Below are 22,322 nucleotides of genomic sequence, written 5' to 3'. Positions count from 1 at the left end.
CTGTTTTTAGATGGCTAATCTTTGAAATTATGAGAGTCGGAATGATGACAAGAGAGTATCCACCAGAGGTTTACGGCGGCGCTGGCGTGCACGTCACCGAATTGACCCGATTCATGCGTGAGATCGCTGAAGTTGATGTTCACTGCATGGGTGCACCTCGCGATATGGAGGGAGTTTTCGTCCACGGCGTCGATCCTGCCTTGGAAAGCGCGAACCCTGCGATTAAGACACTGTCCACCGGTTTACGCATGGCAGAAGCTGCAAACAACGTGGATGTCGTGCACTCACACACTTGGTATGCAGGTCTTGGCGGCCACCTTGCAGCTCGTCTCCACGGCATTCCTCACGTGGCTACCGCGCACTCTTTGGAGCCAGATCGCCCATGGAAGCGTGAGCAGCTTGGCGGTGGATACGACGTGTCCTCCTGGTCTGAAAAAAATGCCATGGAATACGCTGACGCGGTCATCGCTGTGTCGGCTCGCATGAAAGATTCCATCCTCGCTGCGTACCCTCGCATCGAGCCGGACAACGTGCGTGTTGTCCTCAACGGCATCGACACTGAGTTGTGGCAGCCTCGCCCGACTTTCGATGACGCGGAAGATTCCGTACTCCGCTCCCTAGGCGTTGACCCACAGCGGCCCATCGTCGCATTTGTCGGCCGCATCACCCGCCAAAAAGGCGTCGAGCACCTCATCAAGGCAGCAGCGCTTTTCGACGAGTCCGTGCAGCTTGTGCTCTGTGCCGGCGCGCCAGACACCCCCGAAATCGCAGCTCGCACCACCGCCCTGGTGGAAGAACTCCAGGCAAAGCGCGAAGGCATTTTCTGGGTTCAGGACATGCTGGGCAAGGACAAAATCCAAGAGATTCTCACCGCTGCTGACACCTTCGTGTGCCCATCCATTTACGAGCCACTGGGCATCGTGAACTTGGAAGCAATGGCCTGCAACACCGCAGTTGTCGCATCCGACGTTGGAGGCATCCCTGAGGTTGTTGTCGACGGCACCACCGGCGCCCTCGTTCACTACGACGAAAATGATGTCGAAACCTTCGAGCGCGATATCGCCGAAGCGGTGAATAAAATGGTCGCTGATCGAGAGACCGCAGCCAAATTTGGTCTCGCAGGGCGCGAACGTGCTATCAATGATTTCTCCTGGGCAACGATTGCTCAGCAGACCATTGATGTGTACAAATCCTTGATGTAAAACCGAAAGCCGGGGAACCTCTCCCCGGCTTTTCTCATCGGGGTTAACCTGCCTTCACCTGGGATTATCCACCCATGTGTGATGAAATCGCTACCCTGAATCAAAGACACTGGCGTAATTGAGTGAAGGCAGGACAATAAAGAGATGACGAACGTTTCCGGGTATCACCGACCAGAGCTGCACATCACCGCTGAAAGTGGTGTTTTGTTTGCACCTGCAGGCGTTCTGTTGGATGACGACACGTGGCATTTCTTCCACCAGTACCGTCCCTCACCAGATCACGGCCCCAGGTGGGCGCACCAATTCGCAGAGCGCACTCCATTTGTGTGGGATATCTGCGATGACGTGCTAGCCCCTGAAGGCGATGAAACCCAGGTTCGCGCTGGCTCAGTGGTGTCCAACAACGGTGGCGTTGATCTGTACTTCACCTCGGTTGTTGGCCCCACTTCCACTATCCAGTTGGCACACATCAACAACATCCGTGGCACCACCGAACTGATCAATGAGGACGAGCTGGGGCTCGATCCAGATGTCTCCCGAATCGGCGAAGTGGTTGGCAACACTGATGGTTATGTAAAGTTCCGCTCACCGTGCGTTATCCCAGGTTGGGAAGACCAAGGAAACCGCGATGAAGGCCACTCAGGATGGTTGATGCTCGCAGTTACTGGCCCAGTTGAAGCCCCAACAGTAGTGGTCCTCGACTCGCCAGATGGAAGAGAATGGTCCATTACAGGTCCCCTGTCTCTCAACGGCCTCTCTGGATTAGAGTCAGACGAAGTTCTAGTTGCTCCTCGCATGATTCGTCTGCGCGATGAAGTGGATCATGAAATCTACGATGTCCTCATTGTCACCATTGAACAAGACGGGATTGACATTTCGGGATACCTGGTAGGCCAGCTCAACGGCTCAGAATTCGATGTGAAGACTCCATTTACCCGCATCGATTTTGGCCATGATTTCTCTCGCCCCCGCAACACCAACTACGCCGAAACCACCATCGGCTACGACTTCGCCCACATCTTTGGTCTCATGAATGGCGTAGGTCGTTTGGACTCCCCCACTGAGCATCTCAGTTGGAAGGAAGAAGGCTGGGCAAACGCTATTTCTTTCCCACGTATTGTCACGCTCCAGGACGGTACGGTCTTCCAGACCCCTCCAGAAGGATTGCTTGATGCCATTCATGAATCCGAGGCAGCGGCAGGTTGGACCGGACTGTGCGAAATCCCATCAAACAGCGCAGTTGAAGTGGCGTTGAAGGACCAAGAAGGTGAAATCGCTGCAACAATCACTCACCGCCACAATCAGCTAGTCGTTGATCGGTCCATGAACCCCAACCACGCGGGTGATCCACACGCGATTGCACCATTGACTGATGATGAAACAGATTCACTGTTCATTGTCGTTGACGGCTCTACAGTAGAAGTTTTTGCTGATGGCGGTTATGTATCAATGGCAAGCCGTGTGTATTTCAACAACGGACCATTCAGCGAATTTGAGGTCACCACCACCGGTGACGCAAGCATTATTCGCCAGGAAAGTCACTTCCCTGTTGATTTCAGTTCGGTGTCCCTAGATATAGATGATCTCACTGCGCTCATGCAGTTCGATGAAAACGAACCGCATGAAGGCCCAGTGAGATAAGAGTTAGATGCGTTCCAGCCTGGTGATCTTGGCCCGGGCTGTAACCTTCATTTGTTCTGGTAGAGCGGCGATGCGTTCCGCCAAAGCCTCAGGCTTAATGTGGCGTGCAGAAGGGCTCATACCGATCTGAGATGCAATGGATTTTTGATCCAGCAGCATTTCAAATTCCACCAAGTCTCTTTCGCCAACTGGCTTGAGGTGGCCTGCCGCTTGTTCGATCATGCGATCAACTTTGCCGGCCTCCACATCAATGATGCCCAGTGGTTCACGAAGCTCAGCCAAGTGGCCGGTATCTGCGGTAAGCACGATGACCTGTCCCTTTGGCTTCAAAATGCGGGCAAATTCCGCAGCGTTGCGTGGTGCGAAAATCACCGTGATGGCATCGACAGAGTTATCTGCAATCGGCAGGCGTGCCCATGCGTCCGCGATGACTGCGCCGACGCGAGGGTGACACTTTGCCAAACGCTTTGCGGCGTGCACGGAAACGTCAATGCCAATTCCGCGAGATCCTGCAACAGAATCAAGGGTATGGGACAAGTAGTAGCCGGTTCCCGCGCCGATTTCGCAGACCACTGGCTGTGCGTCATCGCTAAGGCCTGCCTGGTCAACGACATCTTGAACATGCTCGGTGACAGCTTCCACGAAGGGCGCGAAGTGACCGCCAGAAAGGAAGGTTTCCCGATCCGCGATCATCTGTGCATCATCGCCTGAATAGCGCAGACCTGCGCCACCAGCCAGGGTGACATACCCTTGACGAGCAACATCGTAGGAATGCCCAGATTCAGACACCAACCGTGAGAAATCTTCGGCGCCTACAAGTGGGGTGCCATCGATCGGGTCGGCGAGGACATCAATGATGTGGGAAAGCACGTGCGTTTTACTCCTTGAGGTGGATGGTTAAACAAATACTACCCAGTGCGTTTACATTGGGACTATTTGGCTGCCTCCAACAGCAAAGCTCCAAGTTCGGCTGCTTCTTCCTTATTCAATTCCACAACGAGACGTCCGCCGCCGTCTGATGGAATCCTCATGACAATCTTGCGACTTTCCTCAACCGCTTCCATTGGTCCGCTTCCGGTCCTAGGCTTCATAGCTGCCATATTGATTCCATCTCCTCACAACGATAAAATCCGCGATTCAACGCGGCTAACTTCCTATTTTAGCCCGTTTCGAAAGTTTTTGCCCGAAGGTGAGCCTGCTCAAGCTGAGCATTTAAAGAATCTACCTGCCATTTTAGATGCTCGATCACATCATCGACTTGGTCTTGGCGGTAGCCTCTGATCACGGTATCGAACATGATCTTATCGATATTCCCCTCGCCCACCGCCTGCCGGTTGTGCTCAACGATCTCATTGTTTTCCGGCAATGGTTGGGTTTGTTCTCCCCGACCAAAAAGTTTGGCGAACACCCAGGTGAAAATCACGATGAGCGCGATCAACACAATGATCATGATTATCCAGGTCAGCATGGTTGCCCAGTTTAGTGGATACCCAAGGGTTCACGCTGCACGACCGGGAGATCATGTCCGAAACGCTGCAAAATAGTTGTTGCCACCACGTCAGCCATCGAGCCAAGCGCTTCCAAAGATTGATGGTTGTGGCTTCTGCTTCCGAGGTCTACTTGGGCGATAGACGAGGTGCCAAATTGGGTGGCGACGTCGATAAGCAAGCCCACTTCGACGCCGTAGCCGGACACAAAAGGCATGGCAAGCGCGGTGCTGCGGCGGATCGCGTACTCGCCTCCGAGCGGCTGGCGGATGTGGCTTAGCTCGGGGAAAAGCGCGCGGAGGAGGGGTTTTGCGGTGAGTTCCGTGACGCGTCCACCCCCTGTTGTATGATCACCGAATGTACGCACATAATCGGCTTTGACCAGGTGAATGTCATCGTTTAGGAAGGGGGCAACAAGGCTGTTCACCATGCCGGGGCGGAAGCTGGTGAGGTCGGCATCGACAAATACGACGATGTCTCCGCGCGCTGCTGCAACACCTCGCCAGAGTGATTCGCCCTTGCCTGGAATCGGTTCGGTATCAAGGATTTCGCGCCAATTCAGCACCGTCGCACCGGCGGATCGGGCTTCGGCGGCGGTTGCGTCGGTGGAATCGGCGTCGATGACCAGCACTTCCAGTGGGTTGTCAGCGAGGACCGCCTCCACGACTTTGGCCACGGTTGGAGCTTCGTTGAGCGCAGGAATCACCACGCTTACGCTGCTCACGCAAGCCCCCGAATGGTGTTAAGTGGCGCCACATCGCCCATAATCGCCGCCGTCATCTGCAAAACGTCAAAGGTTTCCGCAACTTCATGCACGCGAAAAGCCGCAACGCCGCGCGCCGCCGCCCAGGCAGTGGCAGCAAGCGTGCCAGCAACACGCTTATCGACGCCCCTTTCCAAAGTTTCCCCAATGAAATCCTTATTACTCAAGGCCATCAGCACCGGCCAGCCCGTGGCAACCACCTCATCGATCCGTCGTAAAAGCTCCAGTCCGTGGAAGGTGTTTTTCCCGAAATCATGGGTGGGATCAATAAACACCCGTTCCTCTGGCACCCCGGCACGAACAGCTTGCTCTGCCAATTTGGTGGTCTCCGTAATTACATCGGCCACGATGTCATCGAAATGCACCCGATATGGTCGCGTTCTTGGAATCACCCCGCCGGTGTGCGAGCAGACATAACCCACCTTGTGCTGCCCTGCTACCTGCACCAACTCATGATCATGGCCGGCCCAAGTGTCATTGATCAGCGTTGCTCCATGCGCCACTGCGACATCAGCCACCGACGCCCGCCAGGTATCAACAGAAATATCAATGTCAGGAAAACGTTCTCGCACCGCAGCGATGATTGGCACCACGCGGTCGATCTCTTCCTCCGCCGACACGAAATCCCCCGGGCCGGCTTTCACCCCACCGATATCGACAATGCCGGCGCCTTGTTCAATGACCTCCGCTGCCCTGTTTAGCGCAGCGGTGTCCTCAAATGTCGCACCCTTGTCATAGAAAGAATCCGGGGTGCGATTGACGATGGCCATGATGACCGGCAAAGAACTCATAACACCTAATGTAGCCACTGCTTAATTGTGGCGACGCGCTACGTCCAATCCAGCGTGTGCATCGACGATGAATTTGACGGCCTGATCCAGGTCATCAGTGACCAACATCCGGTCAACATCCTTCTCATCGATCATGCCTTCCTCTACCAGGCGGTGACGGATCCAATCCACCAAACCTGCCCAGAACTCAGTGCCGATCAGCACGATGGGAAAGTTGGTTACCTTGCCGGTTTGTACCATGCAGAGGACCTCGAAAAGCTCATCGAGCGTGCCGAAACCACCAGGCAGACACACAAAAGCCTGGGAGTATTTCAGGAACATGGTCTTGCGTGCGAAGAAGTACCGGAAGTTCAGACCCAAATCCACATAAGGGTTCAGATGCTGTTCATGTGGCAACTCAATGCCCAGACCAACTGATAAACCATTGGCCTCGCTTGCCCCCTTATTGGGGGCTTCCATCAGACCTGGACCGCCACCGGTGACAACTGCGTAGTCCGCTGCAACGAGCTTTTCACCAAGTTCTACACCCGCCTTGTAGTACGGGTGATCCTCTTTAATGCGTGCGGAACCAAAGACGGTTACGGCCTTTGGCATCTCGTGGAGGGCATCAAAACCCGCCACAAACTCAGACTGAATACGCAGTACACGCCATGGATCGGCGTGCTTCCAATTGTGATCAGCGCGCATTTCTAGCAAGCGTTGATCAAAAGTACCCTCTGTCTGCCGACGTTGCAGAACTGGTCCCACCAGGTTTCGATTCTTCTCTGGGCTGGGAGTTTGTTTAGGAGCCATCGTGTTTCCTCCTCTAGTCTCTAGTTACATTTCGGAAGTCCCACGATAACCCCGAATGCGGTTACTCGCTCAGGTACTGCTTCAAAATTGCTGCCACATCCGTGATTTGCTCCACTGGGCACTGCTCGTCGCGTTTATGCGCGAAACTTGGATCACCAGCGCCAAAGTTTAGGGCTGGAATTCCCATGGCTGAAAAACGTGAGACATCGGTCCAGCCGAATTTTGCGCGGATTTTTTCGCGGCCGACGGCGTCGATAAGCCCGCTTGTCACCTGCTGCCCCAAGCCTGGAAGGGCACCGCCTGCCCCGTCTTCTACGGCCCATTCGATGCCGTCTTGACCGTCAAGCTCAAGCGTTTCGACGACATGCTCGATCGCCTCGTTGAGATCGCGATTCGGCGCGAAACGGAAGTTGAGGTTCATCCACGCGAGGTCTGGAATGACGTTGTTTGCCACGCCCGATTCGCAGAAAACGATGTTGAGGCCTTCACGGTAGGTCAAGCCATCAATGTTGACTTCTGCGGCCTTATACGCAGCAACCTTCGAAATGATCGGCGACAACTTATGCATCGCATTATCACCCAACCAGCTTCTCGCCGAATGGGCACGCACACCATGCGCCGTCACCTTGATGCGCAGATTGCCCTGGCAGCCCGCCTCAATCCAGCCGCCAGTAGGCTCACCCAACAACGCCAAATCAGCCGCCAACCACTCCGGATGCTCATCGCGAATGTGGCCCAAACCATTGAGGTGATCAGCAACTTCCTCGCACTCATACGCAATCAGCGTCAGATCATGTTTAAGCTCAGTCGACGTGGCCAAGGTGGCAAAAGTATGCAAATACACCGCCAACCCAGATTTCATATCGACGGTGCCACAGCCATACATGATGCCGTCTTCCACACGGCTTGGCAGATTGTCCGCGATCGGCACTGTATCGATATGACCAGCAAGCATGACCCTCGAGGCCAATCCCCTGTTCGTGCGAGCAAGAACGTTGTTGTTGAAGCGGAAGACCTCTACACCAGGTAGATTAAGGTTCCGAAGGGCATCTTCAATTTCATCAGCAATCTGCTTTTCCTGACCCGACGGACTCGGTATATCTACCAAACGTTGAGTAAGGACAATTGGGTCGCCGAGGAGATCTAATCCTGGTTTGAGTTCAGAGTTCACAGGTTTAAGCCTACAAACCTTAGTTAAAACATGATGGAAGCGGTCGATTAAAAAATGAGTGAAAACATTCGCGGAGCCCAAGCAGTTGGAATCGCAAATATCGCCATGGACGGGACCATCCTGGACACGTGGTACCCAGAACCCCAAATTTTCAACCCGGATCAGTGGGCTGAACGCTACCCATTGGAAGTGGGCACCACACGCCTCGGAGCAAACGAACTCACCCCACGGATGCTGCAGTTGGTAAAACTGGACCAAGATCGCCTCGTCGAACAGGTAGCAGTCCGCACCGTTATCCCCGATCTGTCTCAACCTCCAGTAGACGCGCACGATGTTTACCTGCGCCTCCACCTGCTTTCCCACCGCCTGGTCCGCCCCCACGAAATGCACATGCAAAACACCTTGGAGCTGCTGTCCGACGTGGTGTGGACAAACAAGGGCCCTTGCCTTCCTGAAAACTTTGAGTGGGTGCGTGGTGCTCTGCGGTCCCGCGGACTCATCCACGTCTACTGTGTGGACCGTCTTCCCCGCATGGTCGACTATGTGGTTCCCCCTGGAGTCCGCATCTCCGAAGCAGAACGCGTGCGCCTAGGTGCATACCTTGCTCCGGGTACCTCTGTGCTGCGTGAAGGTTTCGTGTCTTTCAACTCCGGCACCTTGGGTGCCGCAAAGGTGGAAGGCCGCCTGAGTTCCGGTGTGGTCATCGGTGAAGGTTCCGAGATTGGACTGTCTTCTACTATTCAGTCCCCGAGAGATGAACAGCGCCGCCGTTTGCCGTTGAGCATCGGCCAAAACTGCAACTTTGGTGTCAGCTCCGGAATCATCGGAGTCAGTCTGGGAGACAATTGCGACATCGGAAATAACATTGTCTTGGATGGAGATACCCCCATTTGGTTCGCAGCCGATGAGGAGTTACGCACTATCGACTCCATCGAAGGCCAAGCAAATTGGTCAATCAAGCGTGAATCCGGCTTCCATGAGCCAGTTGCCCGCCTCAAAGCTTGACCCATTTTCATAACCAGTGCCATGTGGGTTTACGGTTGATACATGGCTAAATCTAATGAAGGGCTGGGAACCGGACTTCGGACCCGCCACCTCACAATGATGGGACTCGGCTCCGCAATTGGTGCCGGACTGTTCCTCGGCACCGGCGTTGGTATCCGCGCAGCCGGCCCCGCAGTGCTCCTGGCGTACATCATCGCCGGAGCCATCGTTGTGCTTGTTATGCAAATGCTCGGCGAGATGGCTGCTGCCCGTCCCGCCTCCGGATCGTTTTCACGTTACGGCGAGGATGCTTTCGGCCACTGGGCTGGTTTCTCCCTCGGTTGGTTGTACTGGTTCATGCTGATTATGGTGATGGGCGCCGAAATGACTGGCGCTGCTGCCATCATGGGTGCATGGTTCGGCGTCGAACCGTGGATTCCTTCGCTTGTCTGCGTGGTCTTCTTCGCTGTGGTGAACCTCGTCGCGGTTCGCGGTTTCGGTGAATTCGAGTACTGGTTCGCATTCATTAAGGTCGCGGTGATCATCGCTTTCCTCATCATTGGTATTGCTCTTATTTTCGGATGGCTTCCCGGATCCACCTTTGTTGGAACCTCAAACTTCATCGGTGATCACGGATTCATGCCCAATGGTATTTCTGGTGTTGCTGCTGGTTTGCTCGCGGTGGCTTTTGCCTTTGGTGGCATTGAAATTGTCACCATTGCAGCTGCAGAGTCCGATAAGCCACGTGAAGCTATTTCCCTGGCGGTGCGTGCCGTGATTTGGCGTATTTCAGTCTTTTACTTGGGCTCTGTTTTGGTCATCACTTTCCTCATGCCTTATGAGTCGATCAATGGTGCCGACACCGCTGCGGAATCCCCCTTCACCCAAATCCTGGCGATGGCAAACATCCCTGGCACGGTTGGTTTCATGGAAGCGATCATCGTTCTAGCACTGCTTTCCGCTTTCAACGCCCAAATCTATGCCACTTCTCGTTTGGTATTTTCCATGGCGAATCGACAAGACGCTCCGCGAGTTTTCAGTAAGCTCAGCACCAGCCACGTCCCCACCAATGCGGTGCTGTTGTCCATGTTCTTCGCCTTCGTTTCAGTTGGTTTGCAGTACTGGAATCCAGCCGGTCTGCTTGATTTCCTCCTCAACGCTGTTGGCGGTTGTTTGATTGTGGTGTGGGCAATGATCACTTTGTCACAGTTGAAACTCCGCAAAGAACTGCAAGCAAACGATGAAATCTCCACGGTTCGCATGTGGGCGCACCCATGGTTAGGCATCCTCACCTTGGTTTTGTTGGCAGGACTCGTTGCTCTCATGCTCGGCGACGCAGCCTCCCGCAGCCAGGTTTACTCAGTGGCAATTGTGTACGGATTCTTGGTTCTTTTGTCCTTCGTCACAGTTAACAGCCCATTGCGCGGAGGTCGCACCCCTTCCGACTTGAACTGATAGGCCGATAGAAATTATTCTGGACGTCATGACTACTGCTTCCGCAACCGGAATTGCAACACTGACCTCCACCGGCGACGTCCTGGACGTGTGGTATCCAGAAATCGGGTCCACCGACCAGTCCGCGCTCACACCTCTAGAAGGCGTCGATGAAGATCGAAACGTCACCCGCAAAATCGTGACGACAACTATCGACACCGACGCAGCCCCCACCGACACCTACGATGCATGGCTGCGCCTTCACCTCCTCTCCCACCGCGTTTTCCGCCCTCACACCATCAACCTAGACGGCATTTTCGGCCTCCTCAACAATGTCGTGTGGACCAACTTCGGACCGTGCGCAGTTGACGGTTTCGCACTCACCCGCGCGCGCCTGTCACGCCGAGGCCAAGTTACGGTTTATAGCGTCGACAAGTTCCCACGCATGGTCGACTATGTGGTTCCCTCGGGCGTGCGCATCGGTGACGCCGACCGCGTCCGACTTGGCGCGTACCTGGCAGATGGCACCACCGTGATGCATGAGGGCTTCGTGAACTTCAACGCTGGCACGCTCGGCGCTTCCATGGTTGAGGGCCGCATTTCCGCTGGCGTCACCGTTGATGACGGCACCGATGTCGGTGGCGGCGCATCTATCATGGGCACCCTGTCCGGCGGCGGCCAGCACGTCATCTCGCTGGGCAAGCGCTGCCTGCTCGGCGCCAATTCCGGCTGCGGCATCCCGCTGGGCGACGACTGCATCATCGAGGCCGGCCTCTACATCACTGCAGGCACCAAAGTGCTTTTCGACGGCTCCCTCCACAAAGCCTCCACCCTCGCGGGCTCAAACGGCCTCATTTTTAGGCGTGACTCCGTCAGCGGACAAGTTGTCGCAGTGCCCAATACCAAAGTTGTCGAACTCAACACAGCTTTGCACTCCAACTAGTCTTCTTTGTTGAGGGCGCGGACGCGGATCCGCTCAAACCTAGCCTGGATCCGATCCCTCAACACCTGACCCCAAATCCCCCGCGGCATCGCTTTCACCAACGGACCCGTCGGCCTGGTCACCGCCGGCACATCCATCGGCCCAATCCATCTAATCTCCGCCAATCCATTAGCATCAGCAGTAAAGCGACCATCGGTTTTCATATTGTGATGCCGCTGGCACAACAACTGCAGGTTCCACGCCGCTGTCGGGCCGCCCTCCGCCCACGGGATAATGTGATCGACCTGGCATTTACTCGCCGGGACGCAACACCCTGGGAAGCGGCAATGCCCATCCCGAGCTCTGATCAGGGCTTTCATCTTCTCACTCGGGGTGTAGCTCTTCTCCGTGGCTCCAGCGACCTCATCTAAGTCCTTGGCGCACACGAGGGTGGCATTGGCATAGGCTTCGGGACCAATGTCACCGTAGTCCGGTGACCACACCTGCTCAGGGTGCTTATGTGGGGTGAAAAGGTACTTGGTGATCTTTAACTGGATTTTCTCCATCAGGAACGCCATGAGCGCTTCAGGCAGGCTGTCCTCGGTGTCTGTGTCTTTGAGTTGGGTGATGATGTCATTGAGGATCAGGCGGTTGGGGCCGCTGATTTTGATGCGGACATAGGTCGCCTCATCAGTGGTGTGGACGTGAACATAGTCCTCTTTCGGTATGGGCTCTGGTGTGGGTTCGGGGTCGAGTTCTTTGATCCAGGCGGCGATGCGTTTGGACAGGGTGGAGGATTGGATCATCACTTCCCCTGCGGTGACTGGTGTTAAGGCGTCGGTGATGCGCAGGTCGAGTTCTTCCCACAGGGTGGGGTCTGCTTTGGCCACGGCGATCATGATGGAGGCGAGGTAGCGGATGCTCAGGAAGTAGTAGCGTTCTTGGATGGCGCGCAGGTGTGGGAGGTTGGTCATCGCGGCCATGGCGTTAAGGCCGTTGTTGACTTCGTGGCGGGAGTAGCCGGTGATCCGGATGACTTCGGTGGTAAAGGAGTCTGCGTCGAAGTCGTCGGAGTCGGTGGTTAAGACGACCCAGAGGTGATGGGTGTCGCGGTTGAGTTCGGTGGTGTGGTGGGCGTATGGGTCGTGTGGGTTGTTGTGGCTGAAGTAGATGTCAGTGGTCATGAGTATCCCCCCTGGATTCACGTGTTCTTGCCATCCATTGTGCCGTGGGGGTGGGACACCTTCAACCTTTTATTCGAACATTTATTCGATTGTTAGATGTGAGGAAAACCCACACCAGAACAAGAAGATGTAGGCAAATCCTTGTTCTAATGCGGGCCTAGAGTTTGAACGAAGTTTAGACAGGGTCCGTTTCCACGACGACCTTGGACTTCGGCTTCTTGAATGTCCAGTACTTGTTCACAATGAAGTTCACCGGCATGGAAACCAGAATGGAAATCACCAGTGCCCAATAGAACTTTGTGCGGAAGCCGGTGGAGTCGTCGAAAATTTCAGAGGACAAGGCAATCGGAGATGTCTCGTTCATCAGCAAGGTTGCGACCACCTGGCTCGCAATAAACGCGACAAGACCTGTAGCCAGGAATGGGAAGAAACCCCTCCACCAGGACACGATTGTCGCTGTCTTGAAGGTCCACATGCGGTTGAGCTGATAGTTCCAGGTATTGGCCACGAGGAATGCGATGGTCATGAACACGTGGTACCAACGGATATGGAAAGCCGATCCAAGCAAATTCATGAACGCATCGCTTTCATGAATCCCTGCCGTCCATCCCGCGATCTTCTTGGACAGTGCTGCCACCGCCAAGTTAACCAAAGTGCCAGAGCCTCCAACGATTCCGAACTTGATGAACTGCCGGGAAGCGCGAAGAAATCGACTACCCCAGGTTTTTTGCTCGGTACTCGACTCAGGACTGGACTCGGAACTCAAATGGCCTCTTTCGACGGAAAACTTCAAACTCAATTAAACAAAATAAGCTTAGTCGTGTTTAGCTCAGGCGAGAAACAAAGGCGTCGACGCGCTCGTCGGTTTCGGTCATCGCCACACGCACATGCTGCGCTCCGCGAGGGCCATAGAAGTCTCCTGGGGCAACGAGAATGCCACGCTCAGCGAACCAATCGACAGTGTCACGGCAAGGTTCTTCACGCGTCGCCCAGAGGTACAGACCCGCTTCAGAATTATCTACCTGAAAGCCGGATTCCAACAGGGCGCGCATGAGTTTTGCTCGACGAATCGCGTAGGTGAGCTTCTGCCCTGCCTCTTGGTCATCGTCGTTGAGGGCTGCGATCATGGCCTGCTGGATTGGGAAAGGAACCATGAGACCCAAGTTCTTACGGACTTCCGTGAGTTCACCAATCAGCGCTGGATCGCCAACGAGGTAACCTGCGCGGTAAGAAGCGAGGTTTGAGGTTTTAGACAGCGAGTGAATGGCGATCAAGTTGGTGTGGTCGCCATCGCAGACACGTGGATCCAAAATTGAGATCGGTGGGTTTTCATCGTCCCAGCCAAGACCCAAGTAGCATTCATCAGCTGCGAGGATCACGTTGTTTTCCTGCGCCCACTTCACAACCTTGCGCAAGTGTGGGATGCCCAGAACCTTGCCTGTGGGGTTGGATGGTGAGTTGATAAACATCATCGACGGGATCTGCGGGCCGAGCTTAAACAGCGAATCAGAACGCAACACGGTGCATCCTGCGGCCACGACAGCGACTTCGTAGGTTGGGTACGCAATCTCTGGGATGACAACGGTGCCGGAAATACCCAACGCGAATGGAAGAAGGGCAATTGCCTCCTTGGTACCCACGACGGGGAGGAGGGAGGCGTCGACAAGCTTTGTCATGTTGTAGCGCCGCTCAAGCGCGCCCCTGATGGCTGCGCGGAGTTCCGGGGTGCCGATGGTTTGAGGGTAACCCGAAAACCCCGCTGCTTCTGCCAACGCGATCTGAATGCTGGGCGCGACCGGATCAACCGGAGTGCCAACAGAAAGATTCACGATCCCATCCGGGTGAGACGCAGCTTTGGCTTTTGCGGAAGCGAGCGAATCCCACGGAAAATCAGGAAGAACAGAAACAAGCGGGGTGCGAGAGGTCATGCGTTAGATTATGCCTGAGGCGGCAGCGCAGCGATCATTGGGTGATCAAAATCTTGTGGTCCAAGCTTAGCCGCACCACCTGGGGAGCCCAGATCATCGAAGAATGCAGCGTTGGCATCGTTGTAGTCAAGCCATTCGTCTGGGACATCGTCCTCGTAGAAGATTGCCTCAACTGGGCAAGCAGGCTCACATGCACCACAGTCAACGCACTCATCCGGGTGGATGTACAGCATGCGCTTACCTTCGTAGATGCAATCTACTGGGCATTCTTCAACGCAGGCACGATCCAAGACGTCAACGCAGGGCTGTGCGATTGTGTATGTCATGGGATTTCGTTTTCTCCTGAGAACTCTAAGAGGCTAATAAATATGGGAAAGCTTTAGGCTTATTATGCTACTTCCCCTTGACCGCAGGCCAAATTCCACCGGAAAAACCAGCAAAAAGTAGCAGCACTGTGCGAATATTATTCGGAATTAATTGATCCCCTGCAACCACGGTCCACACCAGCAGCGCCATGAACCCTAAAATCCACACTGTCAGTGGAGTGAATTTTGCAAGCCAATGATCGGTCCACAGCATGGAAGTCCTGGTCAAAACCATATTGAACAAGAATGCAATGGCGATTGTGTAGGGAAACGCCAGCGATGTTCCGCCAGGCAAAGTGATCCGGGTGCCCAGGTAAATGACCTCCAAAAGCACCGAAATAAGTGCCCCTAGACTGAGCCAAAATAGACCTCCAAACACCTCCCCTTTGCCGAGGTTTCGGTGAATGAAACTCTTGTTCCGAACCTGCTTAGATTCTGCCATAACCGTGTCAGAACTCCAGTCCGTCAAGCACTCCAGTTGCACCTTCAGGCAGTGGTGTTCCGGCGCCGAGTTGGTAGTGCTCGTGGCGCATGATGGGTTGTGCAATCAAATTAGATAGCGCCCACACCTTCACATTGTCCTGCTGTGTCACTGCGTGTGCGGCAACCGGGTTGGTGCGAGATACGGAACCGTCAGCGATCCACAATTGTGTCGCATGCGCGCGCATGGATTCCACCTTGGTGGCATACACTTCATCGTTCAGCTCAACAGAGAGGTCCACGGAATCGACCGCAGAGAGCTCTCCCCTGCCCCAACCTTCAGGAAGCCCAGTGATTGCCTTTAGACCGTCCTCGAGCTCCTCACGGTCGCTCACAGCCCACAGAATGCGTTGCTCGCCGGCTGCTGCGTGGGTGATTTCATGCGCACGAATGTGATCGGGGTGCCCATAGCCGCCGTCAGGGCCATAGGTGATCAAAAGATGTGGCTTCAATTCCGCAAGAAGTTCTTTCAATTGCTCCACTGCACGGTCACCAGAGTGAATAAACGCACGCGGATGCTCATTTGCAGGATCACCAACCATACCGGAATCCCTCCAGCAGCCAGCGCCACCCAGATGAATGCCACGCACGCCCAGAATCTCCAGCGAGGCGTAAAGCTCATGGATCCTAAACCCGCCAAGCTGATCCGCATCACCGTTGACTAGCTGCGCGAATGTCTCACCGATAACCTCACCCTGCTCGCCCAACGTGCAGGTAATTACCGTGACATCGGCGCCACGAGCAGCAAGATCCGCAAGCACACCACCGGTGGTAATCGCCTCATCGTCAGGGTGCGCATGCACAGCTACAACTCGAGCACCAGACAGATCATTCTTCAACATCGTTTTTCCTCCAACTTGCAGCACTTGAAATTCCCCCAGGCCAGCCATCCGCAGCCCCGAGGATACCGTTATTTTTCGCTTCTACCCGAGTCTCCCGCAGGATCGGAACCCGCAAGTGATTCTCGGTGTTAAACTGCTGCTCCCACGCAGGATCGAAATCAATCTCACCCGCCAAAACACCGTTGATATATTCCGTGGTTCCCTCAGCGCACCACTTTGCCAAGTTCACGCCACAACCCACTCGGTCCGCCAACGCAATCGAATCCGTGGCAGTTCTGGTCCACGCCACGATCGCATCAAAATTACCCGCAATCGCCGAATTCAAATCGGTTGTCACGACCTGAGCCTTGATTCCATCCGCAGCCAGCATATCGACGATGCCCCGCGCAGCTGCCAAACCAGCATCGTCGGCGGGGTCCGCCGCCAGGCGCAACGCAGGAATTTCTTGCTTATCGACGCTCGCCTCCACCGTTTGGGGCACACCCAGGTTTGCACTGCGACCGCCAGCTAACTTGGCGGTGAGGGGGACGTCGATAAGCGATGTCAGGTAGGCGCGCTGCGCCGGTGCCAGCGCTTCGGCGTTGAATACCAGCTCCAGCGTGCGCGTCGTGTCAGACACCCGCACTTCCGTGTCCGGCACCAAATTCAACGTGTCCACCAGGGTTTCCTGCGGTGACAGATTCATAAACGAACTCTGCCCGGTGCGCAGGTACTCCCCCGCCCGGGATGCAGAGGCAACGGTGTTGAATTGGAGTACTTCCACGTGTGCCGGATTTGCACCCCAGAAACGATCATTGCGCGACAACGTAATCACGCCGCGCTGACGATCAATGGAACGCACCATGTAGCGCCCCGCAGAGGCCGGGATGGAATCATAAAACGCTGTCTGGAATGTGGAATTGCCAGTGATCAAATGACTCGGCAACAAATTGTTAAACAGCAAATGCCAATCAGCGACAGGATGTTCAAAAATAACGTCGACAGTTTTTCCACCGCCTGAGGTCCTAATCTCTGAAATCGCCGAATATGCAGAATCGTTCAGCGTTCCTGTCCCCGCCACAATGGACCTGCGCAAGTACTCAAAATCAGACCCAGTAATCGGAGTGCCATCACTCCACTGCGCTTCCTGAGCAATCGTGTACCTCACCGTGGTTTCATCCACCTGCTCAACATTGTCCAACAAGTCAGTGTTCAGCTGATTGCCCTCAAAAGCACTCGGCAACACCAACGATGCAGTATCGCGCACCAGTGGAGAATCATCAGACAACAAATGTGGATTGAAACCGTTGCGGATCGGATCGATACCAATACTGATGGTTTCCCGATCTTGTTTGGGGGCTTCAGTCTCTACGGTGGTCGTCTCAGTTGCCGTGGTCGTCGCAGTGGCTGTAGTTGGCTCCTCAACGGGCGCAGGACCCGGATTAGCCTGACATGCCACCAACGAAACCGTGCAGGCGACAACACTTAGAATTCCAAACCTTATTCTCACCCCCAAAATACTACTGGCCCGCTGCGTCCAGAGGACACAGCGGGCCAGAGCAACTCTTAACTAAAAGAGAATTACTTGTTCAGGCTCTTCGCACGGGAACGTGCACGGCCACGCTCAGTAGCGTTCAGGATGACCTTGCGGATGCGCAGAACATCAGGGGTAACCTCGACGCACTCGTCGACGCCACAGAACTCCAGTGCCTCATCCAAGGAGAGAGACCGAGCCTTAGCCAAGGTGACAGTGGTGTCTGCGGAAGCTGCACGCATGTTGGTGAGCTTCTTTTCCTTGGTTGGGTTGATGTCCATGTCTTCTTCACGGTTGTTCAGACCAACAACGACACCTTCGTAGGTCTCAGTGCCTGGCTCAACGAAGAAGCTACCACGGTCTGCCAGCTGGGTCAGAGCGTAAGCGGTGATCTGGCCGGAACGGTCAGCAACCAAGGAACCGTGTGCGCGGCCCTTGATTTCGCCAGCCCAAACATCCATGCCGTCAGAGTAGGAGTTAGCGATACCGGTACCACGGGTTTCAGTCATGAACTGGGTACGGAAACCAATCAGGCCACGAGCAGGAATACGGAATTCCATGCGGATCCAGTCGGAACCTGGGGTGGTGGACATGGACTGCATGAGGCCCTTGCGGGTAGCCAGCAGCTGGGTCACGTTGCCCTGGTACTCGGAAGGAACGTCGATGACGATGATCTCGTAAGGCTCGTGCAGCTTGCCGTCGATGGTCTGGGTAACAACCTGTGGCTTACCAACGGTGAGCTCGAAGCCTTCGCGACGCATGGTCTCAACGAGGATGGACAGAGCCATTTCGCCACGACCCTGAACTTCCCAGGTATCTGGGCGCTCAGTTGGGTTGACCTTCAGGGACACGTTACCGATCAGTTCGTTCTCAAGACGAGCCTTGACCACACGTGCGGTCAGCTTGTCTCCGCCGCCACGACCAGCCATTGGTGAGGTGTTCACACCGATGGTCATGGACAGTGCTGGCTCATCAACGGTGATGCGAGGCAGTGCAACTGGGTTCTCAGGATCCGCGAGGGTATCGCCAATCATGATGTCTTCGATGCCGGAGATAGCAGCGATGTCACCTGCAACAACTTCGGTAGCAGGAACGCGGGCAACGCCAACGGTAGCCAGAAGCTCTGCGATCTTAGCGGTCTTGGTGTGCTGGTTACCTTCTTCATCGTAGTGAATCCATGCAACCTGCTGGCCCTTACGCAAGGTACCTGCGTGAACGCGAACCAGGCCGATACGACCAAGGAAGGAGGAAGAGTCAAGGTTGGTGACGTGAGCCTGCAGAGGGCCATCAATGTCAGCGGTTGGCTCTGGGAGAACCTCGTAGAGGGTCTCAAACAAAGGCATCAGATCTGGGGAATTAGGAACGTTGCCGTTGCCTGGGTTCTCAGTGGAAGCCTTGCCCTCACGACCGGAGGTGTACAGAACTGGCAGATCAAGAAGCTGCTCAGCTGCCTGTGCTGCTTCTTCATCATCAAGTGCAGATGCGAGCTCAAGAAGCAGATCCTGTGCCTCTTCAACAACCTCGTCAATACGAGCGTCAGGGCGGTCAGTCTTGTTCACAGCAATGATGACTGGCATCTTCGCAGCAAGAGCCTTGCCAAGCACGAATCGGGTCTGAGGCAGTGGGCCTTCAGATGCGTCAACCAGAAGGACAACGCCGTCAACCATGGACAGTGCGCGCTCAACTTCGCCACCGAAGTCAGCGTGGCCTGGGGTGTCAATGACGTTGATAATCAGGTCATTGCCGTCCTTGCCAGCGCCTTTACGACGAATCGCGGTGTTCTTGGCAAGGATGGTGATGCCCTTTTCCTTTTCCAGGTCACCGGAGTCCATCACACGGTCGGCTACTTCACCGTGGTCACTGAATACGCCAGACTGTTCAAGCATGGCATTAACGAGTGTGGTCTTTCCGTGGTCAACGTGCGCGACAATCGCTACGTTACGAAACTCTGGGTGGGTCACTGGGGGCATTCTCCTGCCGGATAAAGAAGTATGGAGGACTTGTAAAACGAGTCCATTGTTTTAGAACGGTATCACTGTACTCGCATTATCGCCCGTTCCGCACATTGTGAGGCAAATCTCTAAAGATTTTGCTGGTTTTTTCAGAATTTTGTAACGGAACTGCATCGATGTACGACAAACAAAACAAGAAAACGTTGTTCTAATGTGTCTCGGATCTTTGGTGAATCTTTAGGGAAACCCAGAAATTCACTTAGATCCTTATTGACAGTAAATATTCTGCGATTAATGTGACAGGAGGAAAAGAAGTTAACTGAAGTTACTAATGTGACTAAAGTTGTTCCCTCCGCATTGTCTCGTTGAAAGGTAAGTAAAACTCAAGTGACAAAGACACTCCCCCGACTGCTTACAGTCGCTGCCGCTCTAGCCATTGCACTCCCGGCAACCCCGGTAGCATCGGCTGTCACACCAGTTGAACAAGCTTTCAACGCCTCATCGAATCTCTCCAGCGGTCTCCCCGTAGACCAATGGGGACGCCCCAACGAGCAGTTCCGCCAACAAATCGAACAGGCAGTAAACCAACCGTGGGTCCCGCAGGAAATCAAGAACATCGTTTCTCAGGCCATGGGTTTTATCACCGGTGACGGCAGCGAAGGTGGGGACATTGAAATCCCCGACAACGCACCACGCATCGCGCAGTTCTTCTGGCCCACCCGATCAGAAAACTGCATCAACGGAAATTCTGCAGCCGTAGGATCTGCCTTCGCAGTTCCAGGACCAGCAGATCTCCCCCTCCCCGGCGCAGGTGTCGGCCAAACCTCCTTCGTGTTCACCGCACTGGGAACTGGCCCCCTCGCAGAACAGCAAAGCACCGCAATGACTGTTCAATGGGCAAACTTAAGCAACTTCACCCATGGCACCACGACGTTGAGCAACACCGGAATCAACCCCGATGGCCCCTCAACGATTTCCGGTGTGGCAGACACAGGACGCGGCATCATCGTCGCCTCCATGTCAGGCGGCCTCACCACATCCACCGAAAACGGTTCAGCGAACTGTAATTTCATCCCGACTGCCGTCGTATTCGATGTGAGGTAAGAAAACAATGACTGATCTTCATCCCGTAAAGCAGGAAATTTTCAACACTGCTGAATCCATAAACACAGATCCCAAGGGGTTTCTCCGCGAGGTAGACACCTTCAAAGTAACCGACTTCGGCCTGTACATGGCTCGTGGTGCAAACCACCCCAAGTTCGGATACTTGGAAAGCTGGCTCCTCCCAGAACTTGGATTGCGTGCCAACATTTTCCACTTCCGCAAAGGCGTGGATGAACGTCAGGATTACTACATCGATGTCGCTGAAATTCGCGTCGAAGACAACATCTGGACCACCCGCGACCTCTACGTGGATCTCATCTCTGTCTGCGGAGAACCAGTAACAGTCATGGACATCGACGAACTAGCTGCAGCAACCTCAGCAGGGCTTATCACTGCAGATGACGCTGAGCGCGCAATTGATGCCACCTTGAATGCTGTTGAAGGAATCACCCGCCACGGCGACGATCCTATGCAGTGGCTGCGCTCCAAGGGAATCGAACTCACCTGGGCTGACGCCAGCCAGGTAGAGCTCGTCCCTGCAGAGTAACTACTTCCTAACCGCTGCTTTAATTTGTTCCTCATCCAAGTTTGAATCTTGGATTTCCTGGTTGAGCACCGCCAGCTCTGCTCCACTCAACGCTCCGTCATGGCCGATCTGCAACAAGTCTGCGATCCGCATGCGGCGTTCGGATTCCTTGTAGATGCGTACGCGTCCCCTCACCCACGCCACCATCATCACTGCAATCAGCAGCAGGCCAATGTATCCCAAGACTGGGTACACATAGCCCACCAAGTTCTTGAATCCCACAAAGCTCAACACAAAACCAATCAGCACTGTGACCACATAAACCGGACGGAATCGCTGTGGGTTTTTCGCAGTGAGACGACGGCCCAATGCGTAGAACATACCCAGTGCCGTGTTGAAGATCATTCCGTAGATAACCACTGCCATTACTTGGCCAGCCAGCGGGTTCAAATTGTTGATGATCGTCAGCATAGGCATATCATCTTGGCCAACTTCTTCCACGGTGGCGAACAGTGTTAGCGCACTGATGATGATCAAGAATCCCAGGATCAATCCGCCCAGCAAACCGCCCCGACCTGCGACCCGCGGGTTAAACATTGATCCACCAATGACCACAGCCATGGACACCGCAACCATCAGGTTGAATCCCACATAGTTCACCGCTGCAACAGCCCAGTGAGGCAACGTCGTGCCGACTTCTAAAGCAGCAGAATCAAGCTGCTCCACTGAGCTGAAATTACCTACCAGCGTGTAGATCGAGGCGGCAGTGATGAAAATGATGATGAACGGAGTAATTGCACCAATGACTGTGGTTACTTTATCCACGTCCAACATGCCCGCAGCCAGCACCAGAAGAACCATGATCACAGAACCGATCCAGAGCGGAAGCCCCCACTGCTGATTCAGATTTGATCCCGCGCCTGCAAACATGACGAAACCGGTGGAGAACAACGTCACCACAACGCCGATGTCCAAAATTTTGGAGAAAACGGGGTGACTTACTCGGCGGAACACTTCACCGTGTTCACCTGCATTGAAATAGCTTCCGAGCTGCAAAATGATCAACGCCATCACCGACATGATCACTGCAGAAACAATGACTCCCCAAATTCCGTCTATGCCGAAGGCCACAAAATATTGCATGACCTCTTGCCCTGATGCGAAACCGGCGCCAACAATGATGCCGACGAAGGCAAATGCCACTCTTAGGATTTGAATAATCATGGAACAAACCTTAGTAG

The 22,322-nt window shown here is 54.6% G+C and carries 23 protein-coding genes; 7 read left to right on the top strand and 16 right to left on the bottom strand.

Annotation, left to right across the window (positions count from 1 at the left end):
• The first annotated feature begins 29 nt into the window (after positions 1–29).
• Positions 30–1,202, top strand: coding sequence for a glycogen synthase (glgA, locus tag CGL_RS05575; RefSeq protein ID WP_011265689.1), 1,173 nt, complete (start codon positions 30–32; stop codon positions 1,200–1,202).
• Positions 1,203–1,346: 144 nt separating this feature from the next.
• The gene (locus CGL_RS05570; protein ID WP_011014131.1) at positions 1,347–2,843 is read left to right on the top strand and encodes a glycoside hydrolase family 32 protein; all 1,497 of its coding nucleotides are present in this window, start codon (positions 1,347–1,349) and stop codon (positions 2,841–2,843) included.
• 3 nt (positions 2,844–2,846) lie between these two features.
• Here CGL_RS05570 and CGL_RS05565 read toward each other — a convergent pair whose 3' ends face one another.
• The 7 genes from CGL_RS05565 to dapE all read right to left on the bottom strand — a co-directional run bounded on the left by CGL_RS05565 (position 2,847) and on the right by dapE (position 7,847).
• Positions 2,847–3,713 (bottom strand): methyltransferase domain-containing protein, encoded by an 867-nt coding sequence (locus tag CGL_RS05565; RefSeq protein WP_011014130.1) that lies wholly within the window; start codon positions 3,711–3,713, stop codon positions 2,847–2,849.
• Positions 3,714–3,775: 62 nt separating this feature from the next.
• On the bottom strand, positions 3,776–3,943 hold the full coding sequence (locus CGL_RS05560) for a DUF3117 domain-containing protein (protein WP_003855015.1): 168 nt from the start codon (positions 3,941–3,943) through the stop codon (positions 3,776–3,778).
• Between the two features lie 59 nt (positions 3,944–4,002).
• Complete coding sequence (locus CGL_RS05555; RefSeq protein ID WP_011014129.1) at positions 4,003–4,311, bottom strand: hypothetical protein; 309 nt, start codon at positions 4,309–4,311, stop codon at positions 4,003–4,005.
• Between the two features lie 11 nt (positions 4,312–4,322).
• Complete coding sequence (locus tag CGL_RS05550; protein WP_003863795.1) at positions 4,323–5,039, bottom strand: glucosyl-3-phosphoglycerate synthase; 717 nt, start codon at positions 5,037–5,039, stop codon at positions 4,323–4,325.
• 11 nt (positions 5,040–5,050) lie between these two features.
• Positions 5,051–5,884, bottom strand: coding sequence for a dihydropteroate synthase (folP, locus tag CGL_RS05545; RefSeq protein WP_003855021.1), 834 nt, complete (start codon positions 5,882–5,884; stop codon positions 5,051–5,053).
• Between the two features lie 21 nt (positions 5,885–5,905).
• Positions 5,906–6,676 carry a TIGR00730 family Rossman fold protein gene (locus CGL_RS05540; RefSeq protein ID WP_003863794.1) on the bottom strand — a complete coding sequence of 257 codons (771 nt, stop codon included), beginning with the start codon at positions 6,674–6,676 and terminating at the stop codon, positions 5,906–5,908.
• Positions 6,677–6,737: 61 nt separating this feature from the next.
• Positions 6,738–7,847, bottom strand: a complete 1,110-nt coding sequence (dapE, locus tag CGL_RS05535) for a succinyl-diaminopimelate desuccinylase (RefSeq protein WP_011014127.1) — start codon at positions 7,845–7,847, stop codon at positions 6,738–6,740.
• 54 nt (positions 7,848–7,901) lie between these two features.
• On the opposite strand from dapE, the gene CGL_RS05530 reads away from it, so the two are divergent.
• The 3 genes from CGL_RS05530 to dapD are packed head-to-tail and all read left to right on the top strand — an operon-like array spanning position 7,902 to position 11,208.
• Positions 7,902–8,852, top strand: a complete 951-nt coding sequence (locus CGL_RS05530) for a DapH/DapD/GlmU-related protein (RefSeq protein WP_011014126.1) — start codon at positions 7,902–7,904, stop codon at positions 8,850–8,852.
• 42 nt (positions 8,853–8,894) lie between these two features.
• Positions 8,895–10,286 (top strand): aromatic amino acid transport protein AroP, encoded by a 1,392-nt coding sequence (gene aroP / locus CGL_RS05525; RefSeq protein WP_011014125.1) that lies wholly within the window; start codon positions 8,895–8,897, stop codon positions 10,284–10,286.
• A 28-nt stretch (positions 10,287–10,314) separates the two neighbouring features.
• Positions 10,315–11,208 (top strand): 2,3,4,5-tetrahydropyridine-2,6-dicarboxylate N-succinyltransferase, encoded by an 894-nt coding sequence (dapD, locus tag CGL_RS05520; RefSeq protein WP_003863790.1) that lies wholly within the window; start codon positions 10,315–10,317, stop codon positions 11,206–11,208.
• Here the strand turns inward: dapD and CGL_RS05515 are convergent.
• The 8 genes from CGL_RS05515 to typA form a co-directional block, all read right to left on the bottom strand.
• On the bottom strand, positions 11,205–12,371 hold the full coding sequence (locus CGL_RS05515; RefSeq protein WP_011014124.1) for an HNH endonuclease signature motif containing protein: 1,167 nt from the start codon (positions 12,369–12,371) through the stop codon (positions 11,205–11,207). The two genes, dapD and CGL_RS05515, sit on opposite strands and share 4 nt — an antisense overlap.
• Positions 12,372–12,546: 175 nt before the next feature.
• Entirely contained in the window at positions 12,547–13,137 is a 591-nt protein-coding gene (locus CGL_RS05510) for a GtrA family protein (RefSeq protein WP_003858634.1), read from the bottom strand.
• Positions 13,138–13,195: 58 nt separating this feature from the next.
• Positions 13,196–14,299, bottom strand: a complete 1,104-nt coding sequence (gene dapC / locus CGL_RS05505) for a succinyldiaminopimelate transaminase (RefSeq protein ID WP_011014123.1) — start codon at positions 14,297–14,299, stop codon at positions 13,196–13,198.
• Between the two features lie 8 nt (positions 14,300–14,307).
• Positions 14,308–14,625, bottom strand: coding sequence for a ferredoxin (gene fdxA / locus CGL_RS05500; protein ID WP_003858631.1), 318 nt, complete (start codon positions 14,623–14,625; stop codon positions 14,308–14,310).
• 67 nt (positions 14,626–14,692) lie between these two features.
• Positions 14,693–15,106 (bottom strand): hypothetical protein, encoded by a 414-nt coding sequence (locus CGL_RS05495; RefSeq protein WP_003858629.1) that lies wholly within the window; start codon positions 15,104–15,106, stop codon positions 14,693–14,695.
• Positions 15,107–15,113: 7 nt separating this feature from the next.
• Positions 15,114–15,986 carry an N-acetyl-1-D-myo-inositol-2-amino-2-deoxy-alpha-D-glucopyranoside deacetylase gene (gene mshB, locus CGL_RS05490; RefSeq protein ID WP_003858626.1) on the bottom strand — a complete coding sequence of 291 codons (873 nt, stop codon included), beginning with the start codon at positions 15,984–15,986 and terminating at the stop codon, positions 15,114–15,116.
• Positions 15,973–17,424, bottom strand: coding sequence for an ABC transporter family substrate-binding protein (locus CGL_RS05485; protein ID WP_162467871.1), 1,452 nt, complete (start codon positions 17,422–17,424; stop codon positions 15,973–15,975). The genes mshB and CGL_RS05485 overlap by 14 nt, the downstream gene beginning before the upstream one ends.
• 122 nt (positions 17,425–17,546) lie before the next feature.
• Positions 17,547–19,460 (bottom strand): translational GTPase TypA, encoded by a 1,914-nt coding sequence (gene typA / locus CGL_RS05480; protein ID WP_011014121.1) that lies wholly within the window; start codon positions 19,458–19,460, stop codon positions 17,547–17,549.
• A 378-nt stretch (positions 19,461–19,838) separates the two neighbouring features.
• Between typA and CGL_RS05475 the strand changes: the two genes are divergently transcribed.
• Positions 19,839–20,555, top strand: a complete 717-nt coding sequence (locus CGL_RS05475) for an Rv1157c family protein (RefSeq protein ID WP_011014120.1) — start codon at positions 19,839–19,841, stop codon at positions 20,553–20,555.
• A 7-nt stretch (positions 20,556–20,562) separates the two neighbouring features.
• Complete coding sequence (locus tag CGL_RS05470; RefSeq protein ID WP_003858618.1) at positions 20,563–21,102, top strand: DUF402 domain-containing protein; 540 nt, start codon at positions 20,563–20,565, stop codon at positions 21,100–21,102.
• On the opposite strand, the gene CGL_RS05465 is transcribed toward CGL_RS05470, so the two are convergent.
• A complete protein-coding gene (locus CGL_RS05465) occupies positions 21,103–22,305 on the bottom strand; it encodes a YkvI family membrane protein (RefSeq protein WP_011014119.1) in 1,203 nt (400 codons plus the stop codon).
• Between the last annotated feature and the right edge of the window lie 17 nt (positions 22,306–22,322).

The sequence above is a fragment of the Corynebacterium glutamicum ATCC 13032 genome, from assembly GCF_000011325.1.
Taxonomy (GTDB): Bacteria; Actinomycetota; Actinomycetes; order Mycobacteriales; family Mycobacteriaceae; genus Corynebacterium; species Corynebacterium glutamicum.
The sequence above is the reverse complement of the archived record's forward strand: the minus strand, read 5'-3'. Positions and strand labels throughout refer to the sequence as shown.

What these genes read in the sequence shown, in the direction of transcription:
- CGL_RS05515 (WP_011014124.1), bottom strand. Translation starts at nt 12,371, where the DNA reads ATGACCACTGACATCTACTTCAGCCACAACAACCCACACGACCCATAC.
- dapD (WP_003863790.1), top strand. Translation starts at nt 10,315, where the DNA reads ATGACTACTGCTTCCGCAACCGGAATTGCAACACTGACCTCCACCGGC.
- fdxA (WP_003858631.1), bottom strand. Translation starts at nt 14,625, where the DNA reads ATGACATACACAATCGCACAGCCCTGCGTTGACGTCTTGGATCGTGCC.
- CGL_RS05540 (WP_003863794.1), bottom strand. Translation starts at nt 6,676, where the DNA reads ATGGCTCCTAAACAAACTCCCAGCCCAGAGAAGAATCGAAACCTGGTG.
- CGL_RS05560 (WP_003855015.1), bottom strand. Translation starts at nt 3,943, where the DNA reads ATGGCAGCTATGAAGCCTAGGACCGGAAGCGGACCAATGGAAGCGGTT.
- aroP (WP_011014125.1), top strand. Translation starts at nt 8,895, where the DNA reads ATGGCTAAATCTAATGAAGGGCTGGGAACCGGACTTCGGACCCGCCAC.
- folP (WP_003855021.1), bottom strand. Translation starts at nt 5,884, where the DNA reads ATGAGTTCTTTGCCGGTCATCATGGCCATCGTCAATCGCACCCCGGAT.
- CGL_RS05570 (WP_011014131.1), top strand. Translation starts at nt 1,347, where the DNA reads ATGACGAACGTTTCCGGGTATCACCGACCAGAGCTGCACATCACCGCT.
- CGL_RS05495 (WP_003858629.1), bottom strand. Translation starts at nt 15,106, where the DNA reads ATGGCAGAATCTAAGCAGGTTCGGAACAAGAGTTTCATTCACCGAAAC.
- dapC (WP_011014123.1), bottom strand. Translation starts at nt 14,299, where the DNA reads ATGACCTCTCGCACCCCGCTTGTTTCTGTTCTTCCTGATTTTCCGTGG.
- CGL_RS05555 (WP_011014129.1), bottom strand. Translation starts at nt 4,311, where the DNA reads ATGCTGACCTGGATAATCATGATCATTGTGTTGATCGCGCTCATCGTG.
- CGL_RS05465 (WP_011014119.1), bottom strand. Translation starts at nt 22,305, where the DNA reads ATGATTATTCAAATCCTAAGAGTGGCATTTGCCTTCGTCGGCATCATT.
- glgA (WP_011265689.1), top strand. Translation starts at nt 30, where the DNA reads ATGAGAGTCGGAATGATGACAAGAGAGTATCCACCAGAGGTTTACGGC.
- CGL_RS05470 (WP_003858618.1), top strand. Translation starts at nt 20,563, where the DNA reads ATGACTGATCTTCATCCCGTAAAGCAGGAAATTTTCAACACTGCTGAA.
- mshB (WP_003858626.1), bottom strand. Translation starts at nt 15,986, where the DNA reads ATGTTGAAGAATGATCTGTCTGGTGCTCGAGTTGTAGCTGTGCATGCG.
- CGL_RS05530 (WP_011014126.1), top strand. Translation starts at nt 7,902, where the DNA reads ATGAGTGAAAACATTCGCGGAGCCCAAGCAGTTGGAATCGCAAATATC.